Source organism: Paraburkholderia sp. TE9906 (assembly GCF_056279605.1).
Genome location: NZ_JBWCCT010000002.1, coordinates 66,522 through 83,156, shown reverse-complemented (window position 1 = coordinate 83,156; position 16,635 = coordinate 66,522). Strand labels below are relative to the sequence as shown.

Here is a 16,635-nt window from a genome sequence, read left to right as displayed (position 1 = left end):
GGGAGGTCCTGATTGATACCTGTTTAATACCAGTTCGGGGCACCCTTGTCCGGCGCGGCTTTGCTCCCGACAGGCGTTCAAATATAGTGCGGGATACCAAGCCATAAAAATTCCCGGGGAGCCGCACTTGACCGATTCCGAAGCGCGGCGGCGCGCTCAGGTCGTCCGCCATTTCAACCGCTTCTACATCCAGCACATTGGCGCATTGCATGAGCATCTCGCGAAGAGCGAGTTCTCGCTGACGGAGGTGCGCGTGTTGCACGAACTCTCACGTGGCCGTGCGCAGACGGCCTCCGTGCTGGGCCGCGCGCTCGGTCTCGACAGCGGCTATCTCAGCCGCCTGCTGACCAGTTTCGAACGACGCGGCCTGATCACGCGCCGCCCGTCCGAGTCGGACGCGCGCCAGTCGCTGATCGCCCTCACCGAGGATGGCCACGCGGCTTACGCCCCGCTCGACGCCGCCGCCATCGACGAAGTGTCGGCGCTGCTCGGCCGCCTCACCGTGCTTTCGCAGGAACAGCTGATTGCCGCGATGAAGCTCATCGAGCGGCTGCTGCGCGACAGGCCGAAACACGAACTCGTGACCCTGCGGCAGCCGCGTGCCGGCGAGTGCGGCTGGCTCGTGCATCGGCAGGCCCAATGGTTCGCCGCGCAATACGGTTGGGATCGATCGTTCGAGGGGGTGCTGGCGCGCGTGGTCGCCGATTACACTCAGCGTGACGACCCGTTGCGCGAGATGTGCTGGGTCGCCGAACAGGACGGTATGGTGGTCGGTTCGGTGTGCGTCGTCGGAGTGTCGACGACGGTGGCCGGCGTGCGGCTGCTGTGGGTCGAACCGGACGTGCAACGCCTCGGCATCGGCACGCAACTGCTCAGCGAGTCGATGCGGTTCGCGCGGCGGGCGGGTTATACGAAGCTCACGCTGACGACCGCCAGCTCGCTCGGGGAACCGCGGCGGCTTTGCGAGCGCGCCGGGTTCAGGCTCGGCGGCACGGCGGCTGAGCGCCGTTTCGGCAAGGATCTGATGATCGAAAGATGGGAACTGGAGTTGTAGCAGAAGGCGCGCAGCGGACATGGCCGCGCGCGCCTGCGTGCTCAGTGCCGCTCGCTTAGAACGACGGCACCATCGAACCCTTGAACTGGGTCTTGATGAACTGGCGCACGTCTTCCGACTGATAGGCCGCGACCAGCTTCTTCACCCACGGCTTGTCCTTGTCCTGCGCGCGCACGGCGATCAGGTTCGCGTACGGGCTGTGGATGTCTTCCAGCGCGATCGCATCCCTGGTCGGCTGCAGGCCGGCGGCCAGCGCGAAGTTCGTGTTGATCACGGCGGCGTCGACGTCCGACAGCGAGCGCGGTAGTTGCGCGGCGTCGAGTTCGACGAACTTGATCTTCTTCGGATTCTCGGCGATGTCCAGCGGCGTCGCGTTATTGCCGCCCGTGCCCGCGCCGGCCTTCAGCTTGATCAGACCTTGTGACTGCAGCAACAGCAGCGCGCGGTTTTCGTTCGACGGATCGTTCGGCACCGCGACCTTCGCGCCCGGCGCCAGGTCCTTCAGCGACTTCAGCTTCTTCGAATAGACGCCGAGCGGCGAGATGTAGGTGAGACCGGCGTTGACGAGCTTGTAGCCGCGCTGCTTGATCTGGCTGTCGAGGTATGGCTGGTGCTGGAAGCTGTTCGCGTCGAGATCGCCTGCGTCGAGCGCGGCGTTCGGCTGCACGTAATCGTTGAATTCGACGACCTTCACGTTCAGGCCTTCGCGCTTCGCCACTTTGGTGACGACTTCCCAGATTTGCGCATCCGGGCCGCCGATGGTGCCGACCTTGATCACCTTGTCGTCGGCATGGGCGCCGACGCTGGTGAAGATCGCCGCGCCGGCGACGACGGCGGAGAGGGCTTTGAGGAGGTTTCTGCGCTGCATGTGATTCTCGCTGTTTCTAATCGACTGTTTCTCACCGATGCTTTGCCCGGTGTCGGATTCAGGTGGAAGCCGGCGGCGGCGCTTACAGATGCGAGCGCGCCGCCAACCAAGCCCTAAATGGTCTCATATGCGCGTCGAGATGGGAAATAGCGCGATGGCATATCGGTATGCATATGAACGGCGCGGGACCGCGTCCGCTGAACACGCGGTACGCGACGGGAGTGGTGGCTAGAAGGTGGTCCAGTCGTCGTCGGGGGTGCGGGTGCTTGCGGGGGCGGGCCTTGCCGAGGCGGCGGACGAACGCTTTGCGGCGGCCCCGTTGTTCGCAGTCGATGCGGCCGATGCGGCCGGTGTGGTCCTCGCCGAACCGGCTGCTGAAGCCGTCGCGGCGAGTTTCGGCTCGGCGCGTATGGATGCCTCCTTGACCTCAGCCGCCGTGCTGCCGTCCCGTGTCGCCCCTGCGAGCGCCGCTGGTGCCGCTTCACGCGCTCTCCCGGCAACCGCGCGTTCAGCCGCGTCCACCGCGCCACTCGCCCCACCATTCACACGAAACGCACTCACCGTATCGCGCAGACGCCCAGCCTGGTCCTGCAACGATGCCGCCGCCGCAGCCGCCTGCTCGACCAGCGCGGCATTCTGCTGCGTCACTTCGTCCATCTGCGTGACGGCGCGGCCGACCTGCGAGATGCCGCTGCTCTGCTCCTCGGACGCCGCCGCGATTTCGCCCATGATGTCGGTCACGCGCTGCACCGCCTGCAGAATCTCGCCCATCGTCGCGCCGGCCTGCTGCACCAGCGTCGACCCGTTGTGCACCCGCTCTACCGACGCGCCGATCAACTGCTTGATCTCCTTGGCCGCCGTGGCCGAGCGCTGCGCGAGGCTGCGCACCTCGCCCGCGACGACCGCGAAGCCGCGCCCCTGCTCGCCGGCGCGCGCGGCTTCCACCGCCGCGTTCAAGGCCAGGATATTGGTCTGGAACGCGATCCCTTCGATCACGCCGATGATGTCGGCAATCTGCCGCGAACTGTCGTTGATCTCGCCCATCGTGCCAATCACGCGGCTCACGACATCATTGCCCCGGGTCGCGATTTCGGACGCGTTGTGCGCAAGGCCGCTCGCCTGGCGCGCGTTGTCGGCGTTCTGCTTGACCGTCGCGGTCAGCTCTTCCATGCTCGCCGCAGTCTCCTGCAACGACGCCGCCTGCTGTTCGGTGCGCTGCGACAGATCGCCGTTGCCGGCGGCTATCTGCTGCGTCGCCGACGCGATCGATTCCGCCGAGCGCCGGATCTCGCCGATCGTGCGCTGCAAACGGTTCTGCATGTCGCGCATCGCGGCCATCATGCTCGTCGTGTCCTGCGCACGAACCTCGACCGCGTGGGTCAGATCACCCTGCGCGATACTCGCCGCCAGCCGCGCCGCCTGGTCCGGTTCGCCGCCGAGACTCGCGCGCACGTTGCGGATGATCAGCACCATCGCGAGCGAAATGACCGCGCCGATCACCAGCACGACCACGAGGTGACCAAGCAGCGTTTCGTAGTACACCGTGTCGATGTCCTTGATGAACACGCCGCTCGTGATGTTCCAGTCCCACGGCGCGAACCGCACCACGTAACTGATTTTCGGCACCGCCGTTTCGCTGTGCGGCAAACGTCCGCGATACTGCGCGAAGCCGCGGCCGCTTGCCTTGGCCGCATCGACGATCGCCACGTACAGCAGCTTGCCGTCCGGATCCTTGAAGTCGCCGACAGGCTTGCCGGTCATTTGCGGCAGCGTCGGGTGCATCAGCACGACCGGCTTCGAGTCCATCACGAACAGATAGCCGGATTCGCCGTAGCGCATCGTGGCAAGCCGGGCGAGCGCCTCGCGCTGCGCATCGGCCTCGCTCATCCTGCCGCTCTGCGACAGCGCGTAGTAGCCGCTCACCACGCCCTGCGCCGCCTCGACGAGGTTCGCCATGCCCGCCTTGCGCTCGGCCAGCATCGTGCTGCGGGTTTCGACCGCGCTCCACAGGCCGACGCCAAGCAGCCCCAGCCATACCAGCGCGAGCGACAGCCATAGTTTGCGATTCAAACTCATCCTGCTCATTGTTGTGGTCTCTCTCGTGTGATTCGTCTTCGATTCGCGGCGCGAGCGTGTGGCCGCGCGCTGAGCGCAAACGATTGCCTCAGTTATATCGGCATGCCGGACGGCCAACTTGAGGGACCTGGCTGCGCCGCATGGCGGCGCGCGGATGAGTTGGTTTCACGCAATAAATCGCTCGCTGACCGATAATTCAAGGTCGTAGCCGCGAGCGCACAGGCGCGCGGCTCGTTCAATTGCCCGCGAGAACGCTCATGTACGTCATCAACCTTATCTACACCGCCTCGTTCGAACGCATCGACGACGCACTCGACGCGCACCGCGCGTTTCTGGCGAAGCAGTTTGAAGCGGGGATATTCGTCGCCGCCGGACCGAAAGTGCCACGCGATGGCGGCATCATCCTGGCGGTGCGCATCGAGCGCGAGAGGCTGGACCGGATCCTCGCCAGCGACCCATTCGCCGAGCAGAAGCTCGCGCGTTACGAAGTGACGGAGTTCAAGACGACGCGTCTCGCACCGGGGTTGAATCTACCGATGCCTGTCTGAAATTTGGAGGGGATGGGTTGCAGCGAGGAGATTTGAAAATGGGCGCGTGATCCGATCACGCGCCCATTTTGATGGTGCCGCGACTCAGTCGAGCAGCAGCTTGATATCGTGCACCCACGGCGTGGCGCCCTGGCCGTCGCGCGCGAACAGACGCAGCTTGCCTTGCGTGTCGAACACATAGCTCGCGGCCGTGTGATCCATCGTGTAGCTGTCGGGCGTCTTGCCCGGCACCTTCGCGTAATAGACGCGGAAGTCTTTCGCGAGCTTGGCGAGTTGCGCCGCATCGGCGGGACGCAAGCCGACGAAAGTCGGATTGAACGCCGGTACGTATTGCCCCAGCAATTCCGGCGTATCGCGCTCGGGATCAACGGTGACGAACAGCACCTGCACGCGCTTCGCGTCCTCGGGGCCGAGTTGCTGCAACGCTTGCGAGAGTTCGGCCATCGTGGTCGGGCAGACGTCCGGGCAATGCGTGTAGCCGAAGAACAGCACCACCACCTTGCCCTTGTAATCCGCCATCGTGCGGATTTTGCCGGACGTATCGGGCAGCGAGAAATCGCTCGCGAATTGGGTATTACCGGTGATGTCTAGATTGGTGAACGCCGGCGGCTGTTTGCCGCAGCCCGCCACCAGCATCGCGCCGCCCAGCGCGCAAGCGATCACGGCAGCACGCGCGATGCGCGCGAAGCGGTTTGTGAGCATGGTATTACGCGCCAATCAGGACGCGCGCATAGTGGTCGATCAGCAGCGCGGCGAACAGCAGCGACAGATAGACGATCGAGTAACGGAAGGTGCTGCGCGCCAGATCGTCCGAGTATTCCCGATAGATCTTCCACGCATACGCGAGAAACACGGCGCCCAACAGCACGGCCGCGGCGAGGTACACGACGCCGCTCATGCCGGAGATGAACGGCATCAGCGTGACCGCGAACAGGATCACCGTGTACAGCAGAATATGCAGGCGCGTGTACTTCTCGCCGTGCGTGTTCGGCAGCATCGGCAGGCCGGCGTTCTCGTAGTCTTTGCGGCGATACAGCGCGAGCGCCCAGAAATGCGGCGGCGTCCACACGAAGATGATCAGCACCAGAATCCAGGCATCGCCCGGCACGTGACCCGTGACCGCAGCCCAGCCGAGCGCGGGCGGCATCGCGCCCGACGCGCCGCCGATCACGATGTTCTGCGGCGTAGCCGGCTTGAGCAACAGCGTATAGATGACCGCATAGCCGACGAAGGTGGCCAGCGTGAGCCACATGGTCAGCGGATTGGCGAACGTGTAGAGCGTCCACATGCCGATGCCGCCGAGCACGGCCGAAAACAACAGAATCTGCGACGTGGTGATTTCACCGCGCGCGGACGGACGCCACGAAGTGCGGCGCATCTTCGCATCGATCTTCTGTTCGACGAGGCAATTGATCGCGAACGCGGCGCCGGCCAGCAGCCAGATGCCGACGGTGCCGCCGATCAGCACGGTCCACGGCACCATGCCGGGCGTCGACAGGAACATGCCGATGACGGCGCAGAACACGGCGAGTTGCGTGACGCGCGGCTTCGTCAGGGCGATGTACTGGGAAACCCGGCTACCGGGCGTTTGGGAGAGTGTTGTGCTGTCCATGTGGAGTCACGCTGGCGCGGCATCGCGCGCTGGGAGCACGGCGCGGCCGGGACGGCTATAAGCGATCCGAAAGTTTAACATAACGAGCAAAAGCAGCAGGATCGCGGCCCCGCCGTTATGGGCGACTGCAATCGGCAAAGGCCATTGCAGAACGATGTTCGACAGCCCGGTGATGAACTGGATCAGCACCACCAGCAGCACGCCGTTCGCCGGCGCGCGCAGCGATTCGAAGCGGCGCAGCTTCGCCGCGAACCATAGCAGATAGCCAATCACCACGAACGCAAACGTGCGATGCGTCCAGTGGATCGCCACCAGCGCGTCCTGGGTGATCACGTCGCCGTCGCCGGTCATGCCGAGCGCACGCCACAGGTGAAAGCCGTGCGCGAAGTCCATCGGCGGAATCCATTGGCCGTTGCAGGTCGGGAAGTCGGTGCACGCGAGCACCGCGTAGTTCGTGCTGACCCAGCCGCCCAACGCGATCTGCACGACCAGCAGCGCGAGGCCCGCCAGCGCCGCCGCGCGCCAGCGCGCGGCTTCGGGCTCGTAAGCCGGCAAGGGCGTGAGCCGCGCCGCCAGCCAGCCGAGCGTGCCGAGCAGCGCGAGGCCGAGCAGGAGGTGCGTCGTCACGATGACCGGTTGCAGCTTCATCGTCACGGTCCACGCGCCGAACGCGCCCTGCACGAGAATCAGCAGCAGCAGCGAGGTCGGCCACCACGGCGACACATGCAGCGGGCGGCGCTTGATGCGCGCGGACCACGCAATGATCGTCTGCGCGATGATCAGCACGCCGATCGCCATCGCAAAGTAACGGTGGATCATTTCGATCCAGGCCTTGGTCATGCTGACCGGCCCGGTGGGCATCGCCTGGTGCGCGGCTGAAATCGCCGCGTGCGCGATGAACGGCGACGAGGTGCCGTAGCAGCCCGGCCAGTCCGGGCAGCCGAGTCCGGAGTCGGTGAGGCGAGTGAAGCCGCCGAACATCACGAGATCGAGCGTGAGAAAGGTGGTCAGCCAGACCAGCTTGCGGAATTTATTGTCGTCGACCTTGACCCATACATAGGACAGCGGCAGCAACGCAATACACAAGCCGATCAGGGCCAGTTGCAATACGAACATCTTTTTTTACTCTGTCGTCTTAGCCTGGTTGCGGCATCAGCCGATGCTCGACCATTTGAGCAGCTTGGTCACGTCGCCCTTGATCTTGCTGGGGTTCGGATCTTTCGGAAAACGCATCATCAGATTGCCGTTCGGATCGACCATGTAGATGTGGTCGGTGATCTGGGTGCCCGTGTCGGCGGGCAGCCACGCGGACACCTGCGCCGGATCGGCGACCAGCATGTTGGTGTCCGGGTAGGCGGTTTGTATCACGTCGGCGACCTTGCCTGCATCGGTGCGCAGCCACACTTCCACGACGCGCTCGCGTTCCGGGCCTTGGGCTGCGCGGATTTGTCGCATGAAGTAGAGCTTGGTGACACACGCTTTGTCGCATGCGCTGTTGTCGACCGAGACCAGCAGCCAGCGGCCGCGCAGCGTCGCCAGCTTGAGCGGCTTGCCGTCTTCGCCCGTGACCACGAGCGAGTCGGGAATCGGCCGCTGCGGGTCGACCAGCGTGCCATAGCTCGTGCTGCCGCCACTCGGCTTGATCACGTAGTACATGAAATACGACACGGCGATCGGCGCGGCGCAGATGATCGCCAGCAGCAGCAGCATCCAGCGGCCGCGCTGCCAGGAACCTTTGCCATTGGGTTGGCCGGGCATCGCTTTCGATGCGGCGGGTTTGCCGGCTCGCGGCGAACGGGGAGATTGCGTCGACACTACAGGACCTCTTTCAATGATTGCGCGGCCTGGCCGTGATTTACCGGACCGTTAAGCCGAATGTGCTGCGTCACGCGCGCAGCGTGTGCTCTGTTTCGTTACGCACCCCGCGCGTGCTCTCACGACGAGGCCCGAGCGCGAGGCCACGTTCCGATTACGCGCCCGGTGCATGCTCTCTCTTGCCGGCGCGGCGCGCGGCATACAGACCGAAAGCCAGGGCCGCGGCCGCCATGCCCCACCACTGGAACATGTAGCCGTAGTTGCGCTCGACACCGCTGGTCGGCGCGGGCCAGTCACGCACCAGTTTGTCGCCGTCGTCGCTCAGTTGCTGAATCACGAACGAGTGCAACGGCAGCCCGGTTTCCGCGGCATACGCGGCGATATCCAGATTCTGACGGATCAGTTGATGCGCGGCGGAACCGCCCTGCCCCAACTCGAACGCGCGCGACGCGTCAGCCCGCGCGATCCCTTCGATCTCGATTTCGCCTTGCGGCGTCGTGTACGGCGCGATGGTCTCGCGACTGCTCATGTTGCGCGGCAGCCAGCCGCGGTTGACCAGCACATAACCGCCGTCGGCCAGTTTAAAAGGCATCACGACGTAAAAGCCCGGTTGATCGTTATACGGACGATTATCCAGGTACACGACCTTGTCTGCGACAAAAGTGCCGCGCGCCTTCACGCGATGAAATTCGATGTCCTTCAGTTCGACCGGCGCGGCACTCACCGGCTGCGCGGGCGCATTTTCGAACTGCGTGATGTGCGCTTCGAGCGCCTCCTTCTGATGCGCGCGCTCGCGCTGCCAGAAACCGAGCCGCACCGTCACGACGATCACCACCAGAATCAGCAGCGCGGGAATCAGCCGGAACTTCATCGAGCACGCTCCGACACGGCTTGCGACACCAGCTGCCACCGGCGGCAAACGCTCACGCGCGGTGCGATAATAAACCTCTTGCCTCTGCGCTTCCTGGTTTGAGCCGGTTCCATGCACATTCTCGTTCCCATTGCCTTTGCTCTGATCATCGCCAGCATGGTGTCGGCGCTGTATTTCATGATGCATGACAAGGGCAAAACCAAACGGATGGTCTGGTCGCTCGCCACACGGGTGGGCCTCTCGATCTCGCTGTTTCTGTTCATCCTGTTCGCACACTGGATGGGCTGGATTCAGTCGACCGGCATTCCTTACGGGCGTTAATCGAGTCAGGCGGACGAACCCTCACGCCGCCCATTGCAGCCACTCACAGCCACTCGCATCCAAACAAAACGCCGCCCTGACAGGGTCGAGGGCGGCGCTGCTTGTGCTTGCATACTGCTCGTGCGCCCCGCCCCGAAGGACGTCGCGCGAACGGCCTGCACGCGGTCCGGTTAGCCGGTCGGCGCAGGCCAGACTCCGTTACAGCCAGTACACAACGACGTACAACCCGAGCCACACGACGTCCACGAAGTGCCAGTACCATGCGGCACCTTCGAAGGCGAAGTGATGCTCCGCCGTGAAGTGGCCGCGGATCAAGCGCGCCAGCACCACCGCGAGCATCGTGCCGCCGAGGAACACGTGGAAACCGTGGAAGCCCGTCAGCAGGAAGAACGTCGAACCATACACGCCCGACGACAGCGTCAGATTCAGTTCGTTGTAGGCGTGGAAATACTCGAAGCCTTGCAGGAACAGGAAGCAGACGCCGAGCACGAGCGTCGCCGCGAGCCAGATGATCGCCTTCTTGCGATGATTTTCACGCAGCGCGTGGTGCGATACCGTCAGCGTGGCGCCCGAGGACAACAGCAACGCCGTGTTGATGGTCGGCACCGGCCACGGCTGCATCGACTTGTAGGTCGATACGAGCGCAGCCGGACCGTTGTTCGGCCACACCGCCGAGAAATCCGGCCAGATCAGTTTGTAATCGAGACTGCCGAGTTGATGCATCGCGATTTCACGCGCATAGAACAGCGCACCGAAAAACGCGCCGAAGAACATCACTTCGGAGAAGATGAACCAACTCATGCTCCAGCGATACGACTTGTCGACATTCTTGCCGTACATGCCGCCTTCCGATTCGGCGATCGCGTCGCCGAACCAGTGCCACAGTGTAAAGAGCAGCCACAACAAGCCGGCGAAGACGCCGATCGGCGCCCAGCTTTGTTCGTTGATCCAGGCCGCAAGCGATCCGAGCATGACCAGCAAGCCGGTGGCGGCGCTGATCGGATGCCGCGACGGATGCGGTACGAAATAGTACGGGCTCTCGTTTTGACCGCTCATTCTTGATTCTCCACTTCAGTCCAGTTGTTCCGGAATCACCGGCTGTATCTTCGGCGGCGCGTCGATACCGCACCGCTTCACTCTAATTCGTGGGCTCTGCTTCGTCTCGCCCTGCTCGCTGCTCGCGTGCCTGAACGTCTGCCTGAACGCCTATCCCACCACGACACGCACGACCAGGATCAGCACGCCAATCAGGATAGCCGCGGCGATCAGCGCCGCCGCGACCACATGCAGCGGGTTCAACTGCGTCGCATCCGCTTCCAGATCGCGGCGCTTGCGCACGCCGAAAAACGACCACAGCACGGCCCGCATCGACTGACCGAAACTACTCTTGCGCGGACTGCCGCCGTTCTCGTTCATCTTGTCTCGTTCCTTCGCCCGCGGCTCGCGCCATCAGGCGGGGTTGGCGGCGGTTGCCGCCGTATTGGCCGTGGGCCCCGCGCTCCCGGCCTTCGCCGCTGCCGGCGTGCTCAACTCAAAGAACGTGTACGACAGCGTGATCGTCTTCACATCCTTCGGCAACTTCGGATCGACCACGAACACCACCGGCATCCGTCTGGTCTGATTCGCTGTCAACGTCTGCTGCGTAAAGCAAAAGCACTCGATCTTCTTGAAGTACTCGGTAGCCTGCTTAGGCGCGTAGCTCGGAATGGCCTGCGCCTGAATCGTGCGCGGCTGTTCGTTGCTGACCTCGTACATCACCGTCGTCACTTCGCCCGGATGCACGTCGAGGCTGCGCTGCTCCGGCTTGAAACCCAACGGGCCGCGCGCGTTCGCGTCGAACTCGATCGAAATCGTGCGGCTCATGTCGACCTGCGTATTCTTCGCCTCGCGCGCCGTGGCATCGCGCTGCACGAGGTTGTTCACGCCGGTGATCTGGCAGATCGCGCGATACATCGGTATCAGCGCGAAGCCGAAACCGAACATCATCAACGCGACAACGAACAGTTTGATCAGCATCGAACGGTTGAAAGAGCGGTCGGCCTGAGCCGGCGGTTGCGTCGACATCTCAATCCTCAACAAACCTGCATACAGACTCGAACGGCCTGGGCTGCCTCAGGCGAACCAGCACTGCTTGATGATGACGCTCGCGAAAAAGATCGCTGCGATGGCGAACATCACAAGACCTATTCGCCTGTTGCCCGCGCGGATCTGCTCCGGTGTACGTCGTTCCTGTGGATTGCGCGTCATGCTCGACTTTCTGAATACTTTCCGTGACTGGCGAGTTGCGGCCGCCGCCCGGCGGGTGCCCGGTTCCTCGTCACGCAGTAATGCGACGCCGGAGCCGGGCATCTCGCCGAAGACCGTTTATTCGACGGTCGGCGGATGTTCGAACGTGTGGAACGGAGCCGGGCTCGGCACGGTCCACTCGAGGCCCGTTGCGCCGTCCCACGGCTTGTCGCCCGCTTCTTCGTGCTCGCCGCCGCCACGGTAGGCCGGCAGCGCAACCGCGAACAGGAAGTAGACCTGTGCGAGACCGAAGCCGAACGCGCCGATCGAGATGACCTGGTTCCAATCGGTGAACTGTGCCGGGTAGTCGGCATAACGACGCGGCATACCGGCGAGACCGACGAAGTGCATCGGCAGGAACGCGAGGTTAAAGAAGAACATCGACGCCCAGAAGTGAATCTTGCCGCGCGTTTCGTTGTACATCCAGCCGGTCCACTTCGGCGCCCAGTAGTACCAGCCGGAGAACAGCGCGAAGAGGGAACCCGCCACCAGCACGTAGTGGAAGTGCGCCACCACGAAGTAGGTGCCGTGGTACTGGATGTCGAGCGGCGCCATTGCCAGCATCAGGCCCGACAGACCGCCGAACGTGAACACCAGCAGGAAGCCGACTGCGAACAGCATCGGCGTTTCGAAGCTGAGCGAACCGCGCCACATCGTCGCGACCCAGTTGAACACCTTCACGCCGGTCGGCACCGCGATCAGCATCGTCGCGTACATGAAGAACAGCTGGCCCGTCACCGGCATGCCGGTCGTGAACATGTGGTGCGCCCAGACCATGAACGACAGAATCGCGATCGATGCGGTTGCGTACACCATCGAGCTATAGCCGAACAGCGGCTTGCGCGAGAACGCCGGGATCACCTGCGACACGATGCCGAACGCCGGCAAGATCATGATGTACACCTCGGGGTGCCCGAAGAACCAGAAGATGTGCTGGTACATCACCGGGTCGCCGCCGCCTGCCGCGTTGAAGAACGACGTGCCGAAGTGACGATCGAACAGCACCATCGTGATCGCGCCTGCGAGAACCGGCATCACGGCGATCAGCAGGTAAGCGGTGATCAGCCACGTCCAGACGAACATCGGCATCTTCATCAGTGTGAGGCCGGGTGCGCGCATGTTCAGGATCGTCACGACGATGTTGATGCCGCCCATGATCGACGACGCTCCCATCAAGTGGACCGCGAAAATCGCGAAGTCCATGCCCGGGCCCATCTGCGTGGACAACGGCGCGTAGAGCGTCCAGCCCGCGGCGGTCGCGCCGCCCGGCGAGAAGAACGAACCAACCAGCAGCACCGCCGCCACCGGCAGCAGCCAGAAGCTGAAGTTGTTCATCCGCGCGAAAGCCATGTCCGATGCGCCGATCTGCAGCGGCACCATCCAGTTCGCGAACCCGACGAAGGCCGGCATGATCGCGCCGAACACCATGATCAGGCCGTGCATGGTGGTCAACTGGTTGAAGAACTCGGGACGCATGATCTGCAGGCCCGGCTCGAACAGCTCGGCCCGGATCGCCAGCGCCATCACGCCCCCGGAGAGGAACATGGTGAACGAGAAGATCAGGTACAGCGTACCGATGTCCTTGTGATTGGTTGCGAACAGCCAACGGCGCCAGCCATGCGGCGTTTCGTGGGCATGGTCGCCGTGCACGTGCTCGTGGCCCGCGACTACATCGTGTCCGATGCTAGACATGACAATCTCCTAAAGCGAATTCTGCGGTGCTGATCATGAACACGTCAGGCAGCCGGGCTGATCTGAACACGCCGGGCTTCTTTCGCGTCGGTGCCGCCCGTGATCGTTTCCGGCTTCTTCAAAATGATGTGATCTTCGGCAATGCCGGCTGCTTTCAGTGCGTCGCGCACGGCTTCGGCACGACTCTTCGCGAGCTTCGCGTTGAGGTCGGCGGACCCGGTGGCGTCGGTGAAGCCCGACAGCGTGAATTTCGCGTCCGGATGCGCCTTCGCGTAGGCGGCGGCCGCGTCGACCGCCGCTTGCGCGTCGGCCGGCAGCGTGCTCTTGCCCGTCTCGAAGTAAATGCTTGCCGGCAGTGCAGCCTGCGTTGCGGCCGCGCTGTCCGAACTGGGCGCGGCAGCTTCCGCGCCCGAAGCCGCCGTTGCCCCGCTTGCCGCGGCACCCGCGTCGGCCAGATGGTTGCCGCCTTCCGGCAGCTTGCCGTTACGGGCATCCGCAACCTGCTTCGGCTGGAGAATGTCACCGGTGTGATTGCCCCACGAGTTGCGCTCGTACGTGACCACCGATGCGATTTCGACATCGTTCAACGTCGGCGCCCACGAAGGCATCGCGTTCTTACCCTTCAGCACGAGGCTCACGTGCTCGGCGATCGCGCCGTTGGCGATCTTGCTCCCATCGAGCGCCGGGAATGCGCCTGCGCCCTTGCCGGTCGGCTGGTGGCAGACCGCGCAGTTCGCCGCGTACACCTTGCCGCCGCGCTCCATTAGCTCGGCCATCGTGTAGGTCTTGTTGGGATCGTCCTGGCCAGCGGCCATTTTCTTCTTCTGGGCGTCGACCCACTTCGCGTAGTCGTCGTCGGAGAGCACTTCGACCACGACCGGCATGAACGCGTGTTCCTTGCCGCACAGCTCAGTACAGAAGCCACGGAACGTGCCGACCCGGTTAGCCTTGAACCACGTGTCGCGCACGAAACCCGGAATCGCGTCCTGCTTCACGCCGAAGGCCGGCACGTACCAGGAGTGGACCACGTCGTTCGCGGTGGTGATGATGCGGATTTTCTTGTCGACCGGAACGACCAGCGGATTGTCGACTTCCTGCAGATACAGCGTGGAAATCGGCTTTTGGCCATCGGTCTCCGCGCGCGGCGTAGCCAGGGTGGACAGGAAGTTGATGCCCTCGCCCGGACCCTTCACGTAGTCGTAGCCCCATTTCCACTGGTAGCCGGTGACCTTGATCGTGAGGTCGGCGTTCGTGGTGTCCTTCATCGCGACGACGGTGCGGGTGGCGGGCAGCGCCATCAGCACGACGATGACGAACGGCACGATCGTCCAGATGATTTCGACGGTGGTGCTTTCGTGGAAATTCGAAGCCTTGTGGCCCTTCGATTTGCGGTGCGCGAAGATCGAATAGAACATGACGGCGAACACGCCGACAAAGATCACCGTGCAAAGAGCCAGCATGAACATGTGGAGGCTGAAGAGCTCCTCGGCGATTCTCGTCGCAGGCGGCTGGAGATTGATCGCGTTGACGGCAGGGCCGCCCGGAGCATCGCCCACTGCCAGGGCAGCACCGGCGAAAAGCAGTCCGCTCATCGCCAGCACGCTCATGAGCGCTCGCTTGATTGTTTTCATAGCTTCCTTACCCAAATTTTCCATTCAAACCCTCGACCCCGCTGGCAGCCTCTCTCGCACTCCCCTTGAACGCCGCGTGCCTCGCCCCATCTAACAACGGGAGAGCCACATACGCAATTCGCCTGCGAACTGCGCGCGCCGATACTGCGCGAGATGTTGCCCGATCATGATCGTCTGGCCGCGCGAGACCAGTTTGATCTGGTCACGCGGCGTTGCGCCCGGCTCGATCCGCACCCAGCGCGGATTGAATTCAAACTGCGTGAGCTGCTCGGCGCTGACCTGCTCGATCACCAACCGGCTCTGGAACAACCGGATACGTTCGTAATCGACAGCATGACGCGCATAAATGGCAAAGGCGATGCCCACCGCGAGCAATTCGATACCGGTGAACGGCAACACCAGCCAGGCGCCGACCAGAACCAGCATGAAAGCAATTGCCAACGAGAACAGCGCAAGCGAAACGTAGAGACAGATGAACTGCCGGGGCGATATCGAACAGTTGCGCTTCATCGTCCAGTCTTTGAGAACTGGTTCTGAATCCGCCAGCAGATCTGATGCGCCCACCGCCGCCTCCTGCGAATCGCCGACTTCGGCCATTCCTTGCGGCCATCGATTCCGGCCGCGCGAACCCTCTACCGCGTCACCGCATGTTGCAACCCTACGCCTCGGGCCTGCCGCCCCAAATGTGGGAACTCCGGGCGACAAACTGACGCATTATAGGCGCGATCCATAGCATCCACAAGCAAGCCCCGATTGGCCCACAAGCCAGGCGCGACAAGCCTTAGCGCCGTTTTGACCCGCCTTTTGCGGGTCTTTCGAAGTGCAAATTTCAGACATAACAGATGTCGTCTTTACCGCTTCAACGATTCCTCGACGAACCGCGTCCGATATCCTCGATGCGCACGATGCCATGCCCTTCGGCCGTGGTGCGCGGCACCGCTTTCCATGCGTGTCCATAGATCACCTCGAAGGTCAGCGCGATCGTGCCGTCGGCCCGGCGACGGGCTTCGAGCGCGGCCAGCAGCGCTTTGTGCAGCCTGCGCGCGGCCGCGCTCGAGGACGCTTCCCGCTCGAACGGATACGCGCCCCAGCGGCGCACGTCCGCGAGCAGCGAGTCCGGCGACTTGTAGGTGATGGTGAGCACTTCCTGGTCCATCACTGGAATTTCGAAGCCGCTTTCGACCAGCATGTCGCCGAGGTCATGCATATCGACAAAGTCGATCACGTGCTTGCGCGAGGCGACGCCATGCGCGGCCTCGACTTCGGCGTAGGCGCCGCGCAATTCCTTGAGCGTGTCGGGGCCGAGCGTGCTGAACATCAGCAGGCCATTGACCTTCAGCACGCGCTGCCACTCCGGGAACACGAGATCGGGCCGCGAGTGCCAGTGCAGCGCGAGATTGGACCAGATGAATTCGAAGGCGCCGGCCGCGAACGGCAGCGCGGAGAAGTCGGCTTGCGCGAAGCGCGGACCGCGGGCGCCGAGCGCCTTGCCGAGCGAGGCCGGCAGGAAGCGCCGCCAGCTCGTGTCGCCGGCATCGTGATGGAGTGCGCGCGTCAGCATGCCGTGCGACAGATCGGAGCCGAATACCGGCGCTTCGGGGAAGCGCTCGCGCAATGCGGGGATGTCTTCGCCCGCACCGCAGCCCGCGTCGAGCACGCTCGACGGCGCGACCTTGATGTAATCGAGACGCTCGCGCATGCGTTGCGCGATCTCGCGCGGCAGGAACGCAACCTCATCGAACCGTGCGGCGCGGCGGTCGAAAATACGCCTGAGGCGCCGTGAATCATAGGCCGGACGGCCTGATTGAGCGGAAGTTGGGGGCATGAGTGTCGTGCTGGCGTAGAGCACGAAGTATACTCG

18 protein-coding genes are annotated in these 16,635 nt (G+C 63.6%); 3 read left to right on the top strand and 15 right to left on the bottom strand.

The genetic code is table 11. The features are described 5' to 3' along the window. The first annotated feature begins 127 nt into the window (after positions 1-127). On the top strand, positions 128-1,054 hold the full coding sequence (locus ACZ9H4_RS04325; RefSeq protein ID WP_476118329.1) for a GNAT family N-acetyltransferase: 927 nt from the start codon (positions 128-130) through the stop codon (positions 1,052-1,054). A 55-nt stretch (positions 1,055-1,109) separates the two neighbouring features. On the opposite strand, the gene ACZ9H4_RS04320 is transcribed toward ACZ9H4_RS04325, so the two are convergent. Both ACZ9H4_RS04320 and ACZ9H4_RS04315 read right to left on the bottom strand, forming a co-directional pair. Continuing rightward, positions 1,110-1,922, bottom strand: a complete 813-nt coding sequence (locus tag ACZ9H4_RS04320) for a MetQ/NlpA family ABC transporter substrate-binding protein (RefSeq protein WP_476118328.1) — start codon at positions 1,920-1,922, stop codon at positions 1,110-1,112. Positions 1,923-2,150: 228 nt separating this feature from the next. After that, positions 2,151-4,007 carry a methyl-accepting chemotaxis protein gene (locus ACZ9H4_RS04315; protein ID WP_476118327.1) on the bottom strand — a complete coding sequence of 619 codons (1,857 nt, stop codon included), beginning with the start codon at positions 4,005-4,007 and terminating at the stop codon, positions 2,151-2,153. Between the two features lie 248 nt (positions 4,008-4,255). Here ACZ9H4_RS04315 and ACZ9H4_RS04310 point away from each other — a divergent pair, with 248 nt between their 5' ends. Beyond that, entirely contained in the window at positions 4,256-4,546 is a 291-nt protein-coding gene (locus ACZ9H4_RS04310) for a YciI family protein (RefSeq protein WP_476118326.1), read from the top strand. Between the two features lie 84 nt (positions 4,547-4,630). Here the strand turns inward: ACZ9H4_RS04310 and ACZ9H4_RS04305 are convergent, their stop codons facing one another. The 5 genes from ACZ9H4_RS04305 to ACZ9H4_RS04285 form a co-directional block, all read right to left on the bottom strand. Continuing rightward, positions 4,631-5,248, bottom strand: a complete 618-nt coding sequence (locus ACZ9H4_RS04305) for an SCO family protein (RefSeq protein WP_476118325.1) — start codon at positions 5,246-5,248, stop codon at positions 4,631-4,633. A gap of 4 nt (positions 5,249-5,252) precedes the next feature. Continuing rightward, the gene (gene cyoE, locus ACZ9H4_RS04300; protein ID WP_408145618.1) at positions 5,253-6,158 is read right to left on the bottom strand and encodes a heme o synthase; all 906 of its coding nucleotides are present in this window, start codon (positions 6,156-6,158) and stop codon (positions 5,253-5,255) included. Positions 6,159-6,164: 6 nt separating this feature from the next. Then, positions 6,165-7,274 (bottom strand): COX15/CtaA family protein, encoded by a 1,110-nt coding sequence (locus ACZ9H4_RS04295; protein WP_476118324.1) that lies wholly within the window; start codon positions 7,272-7,274, stop codon positions 6,165-6,167. A 36-nt stretch (positions 7,275-7,310) separates the two neighbouring features. Beyond that, positions 7,311-7,973, bottom strand: a complete 663-nt coding sequence (locus ACZ9H4_RS04290) for an SCO family protein (RefSeq protein WP_408145614.1) — start codon at positions 7,971-7,973, stop codon at positions 7,311-7,313. Positions 7,974-8,127: 154 nt separating this feature from the next. Continuing rightward, the gene (locus ACZ9H4_RS04285; protein ID WP_476118323.1) at positions 8,128-8,844 is read right to left on the bottom strand and encodes an SURF1 family protein; all 717 of its coding nucleotides are present in this window, start codon (positions 8,842-8,844) and stop codon (positions 8,128-8,130) included. Positions 8,845-8,955: 111 nt separating this feature from the next. On the opposite strand from ACZ9H4_RS04285, the gene ACZ9H4_RS04280 reads away from it, so the two are divergent. Further along, the gene (locus ACZ9H4_RS04280; RefSeq protein WP_121316432.1) at positions 8,956-9,165 is read left to right on the top strand and encodes a twin transmembrane helix small protein; all 210 of its coding nucleotides are present in this window, start codon (positions 8,956-8,958) and stop codon (positions 9,163-9,165) included. 198 nt (positions 9,166-9,363) lie between these two features. Here ACZ9H4_RS04280 and ACZ9H4_RS04275 read toward each other — a convergent pair whose 3' ends face one another. From ACZ9H4_RS04275 to ACZ9H4_RS04240, 8 genes are all read right to left on the bottom strand, one after another. Beyond that, positions 9,364-10,221, bottom strand: a complete 858-nt coding sequence (locus ACZ9H4_RS04275; protein ID WP_408145611.1) for a cytochrome c oxidase subunit 3 — start codon at positions 10,219-10,221, stop codon at positions 9,364-9,366. Positions 10,222-10,371: 150 nt separating this feature from the next. Next, positions 10,372-10,581, bottom strand: a complete 210-nt coding sequence (locus ACZ9H4_RS04270; protein WP_476118322.1) for a DUF2970 domain-containing protein — start codon at positions 10,579-10,581, stop codon at positions 10,372-10,374. A gap of 33 nt (positions 10,582-10,614) precedes the next feature. Continuing rightward, positions 10,615-11,229, bottom strand: coding sequence for a cytochrome c oxidase assembly protein (locus ACZ9H4_RS04265; RefSeq protein ID WP_408145607.1), 615 nt, complete (start codon positions 11,227-11,229; stop codon positions 10,615-10,617). A 48-nt stretch (positions 11,230-11,277) separates the two neighbouring features. Next, complete coding sequence (locus ACZ9H4_RS04260) at positions 11,278-11,412, bottom strand: cytochrome oxidase small assembly protein (RefSeq protein WP_217468646.1); 135 nt, start codon at positions 11,410-11,412, stop codon at positions 11,278-11,280. A 117-nt stretch (positions 11,413-11,529) separates the two neighbouring features. Beyond that, entirely contained in the window at positions 11,530-13,143 is a 1,614-nt protein-coding gene (gene ctaD / locus ACZ9H4_RS04255) for a cytochrome c oxidase subunit I (RefSeq protein ID WP_168666060.1), read from the bottom strand. Positions 13,144-13,187: 44 nt separating this feature from the next. Then, complete coding sequence (coxB, locus tag ACZ9H4_RS04250; protein WP_408145603.1) at positions 13,188-14,798, bottom strand: cytochrome c oxidase subunit II; 1,611 nt, start codon at positions 14,796-14,798, stop codon at positions 13,188-13,190. A gap of 66 nt (positions 14,799-14,864) precedes the next feature. Further along, positions 14,865-15,338 (bottom strand): DUF2244 domain-containing protein, encoded by a 474-nt coding sequence (locus ACZ9H4_RS04245; RefSeq protein ID WP_121319223.1) that lies wholly within the window; start codon positions 15,336-15,338, stop codon positions 14,865-14,867. Positions 15,339-15,633: 295 nt separating this feature from the next. Next, positions 15,634-16,599, bottom strand: a complete 966-nt coding sequence (locus ACZ9H4_RS04240; RefSeq protein WP_476118321.1) for a methyltransferase domain-containing protein — start codon at positions 16,597-16,599, stop codon at positions 15,634-15,636. Positions 16,600-16,635 lie beyond the last annotated feature (36 nt).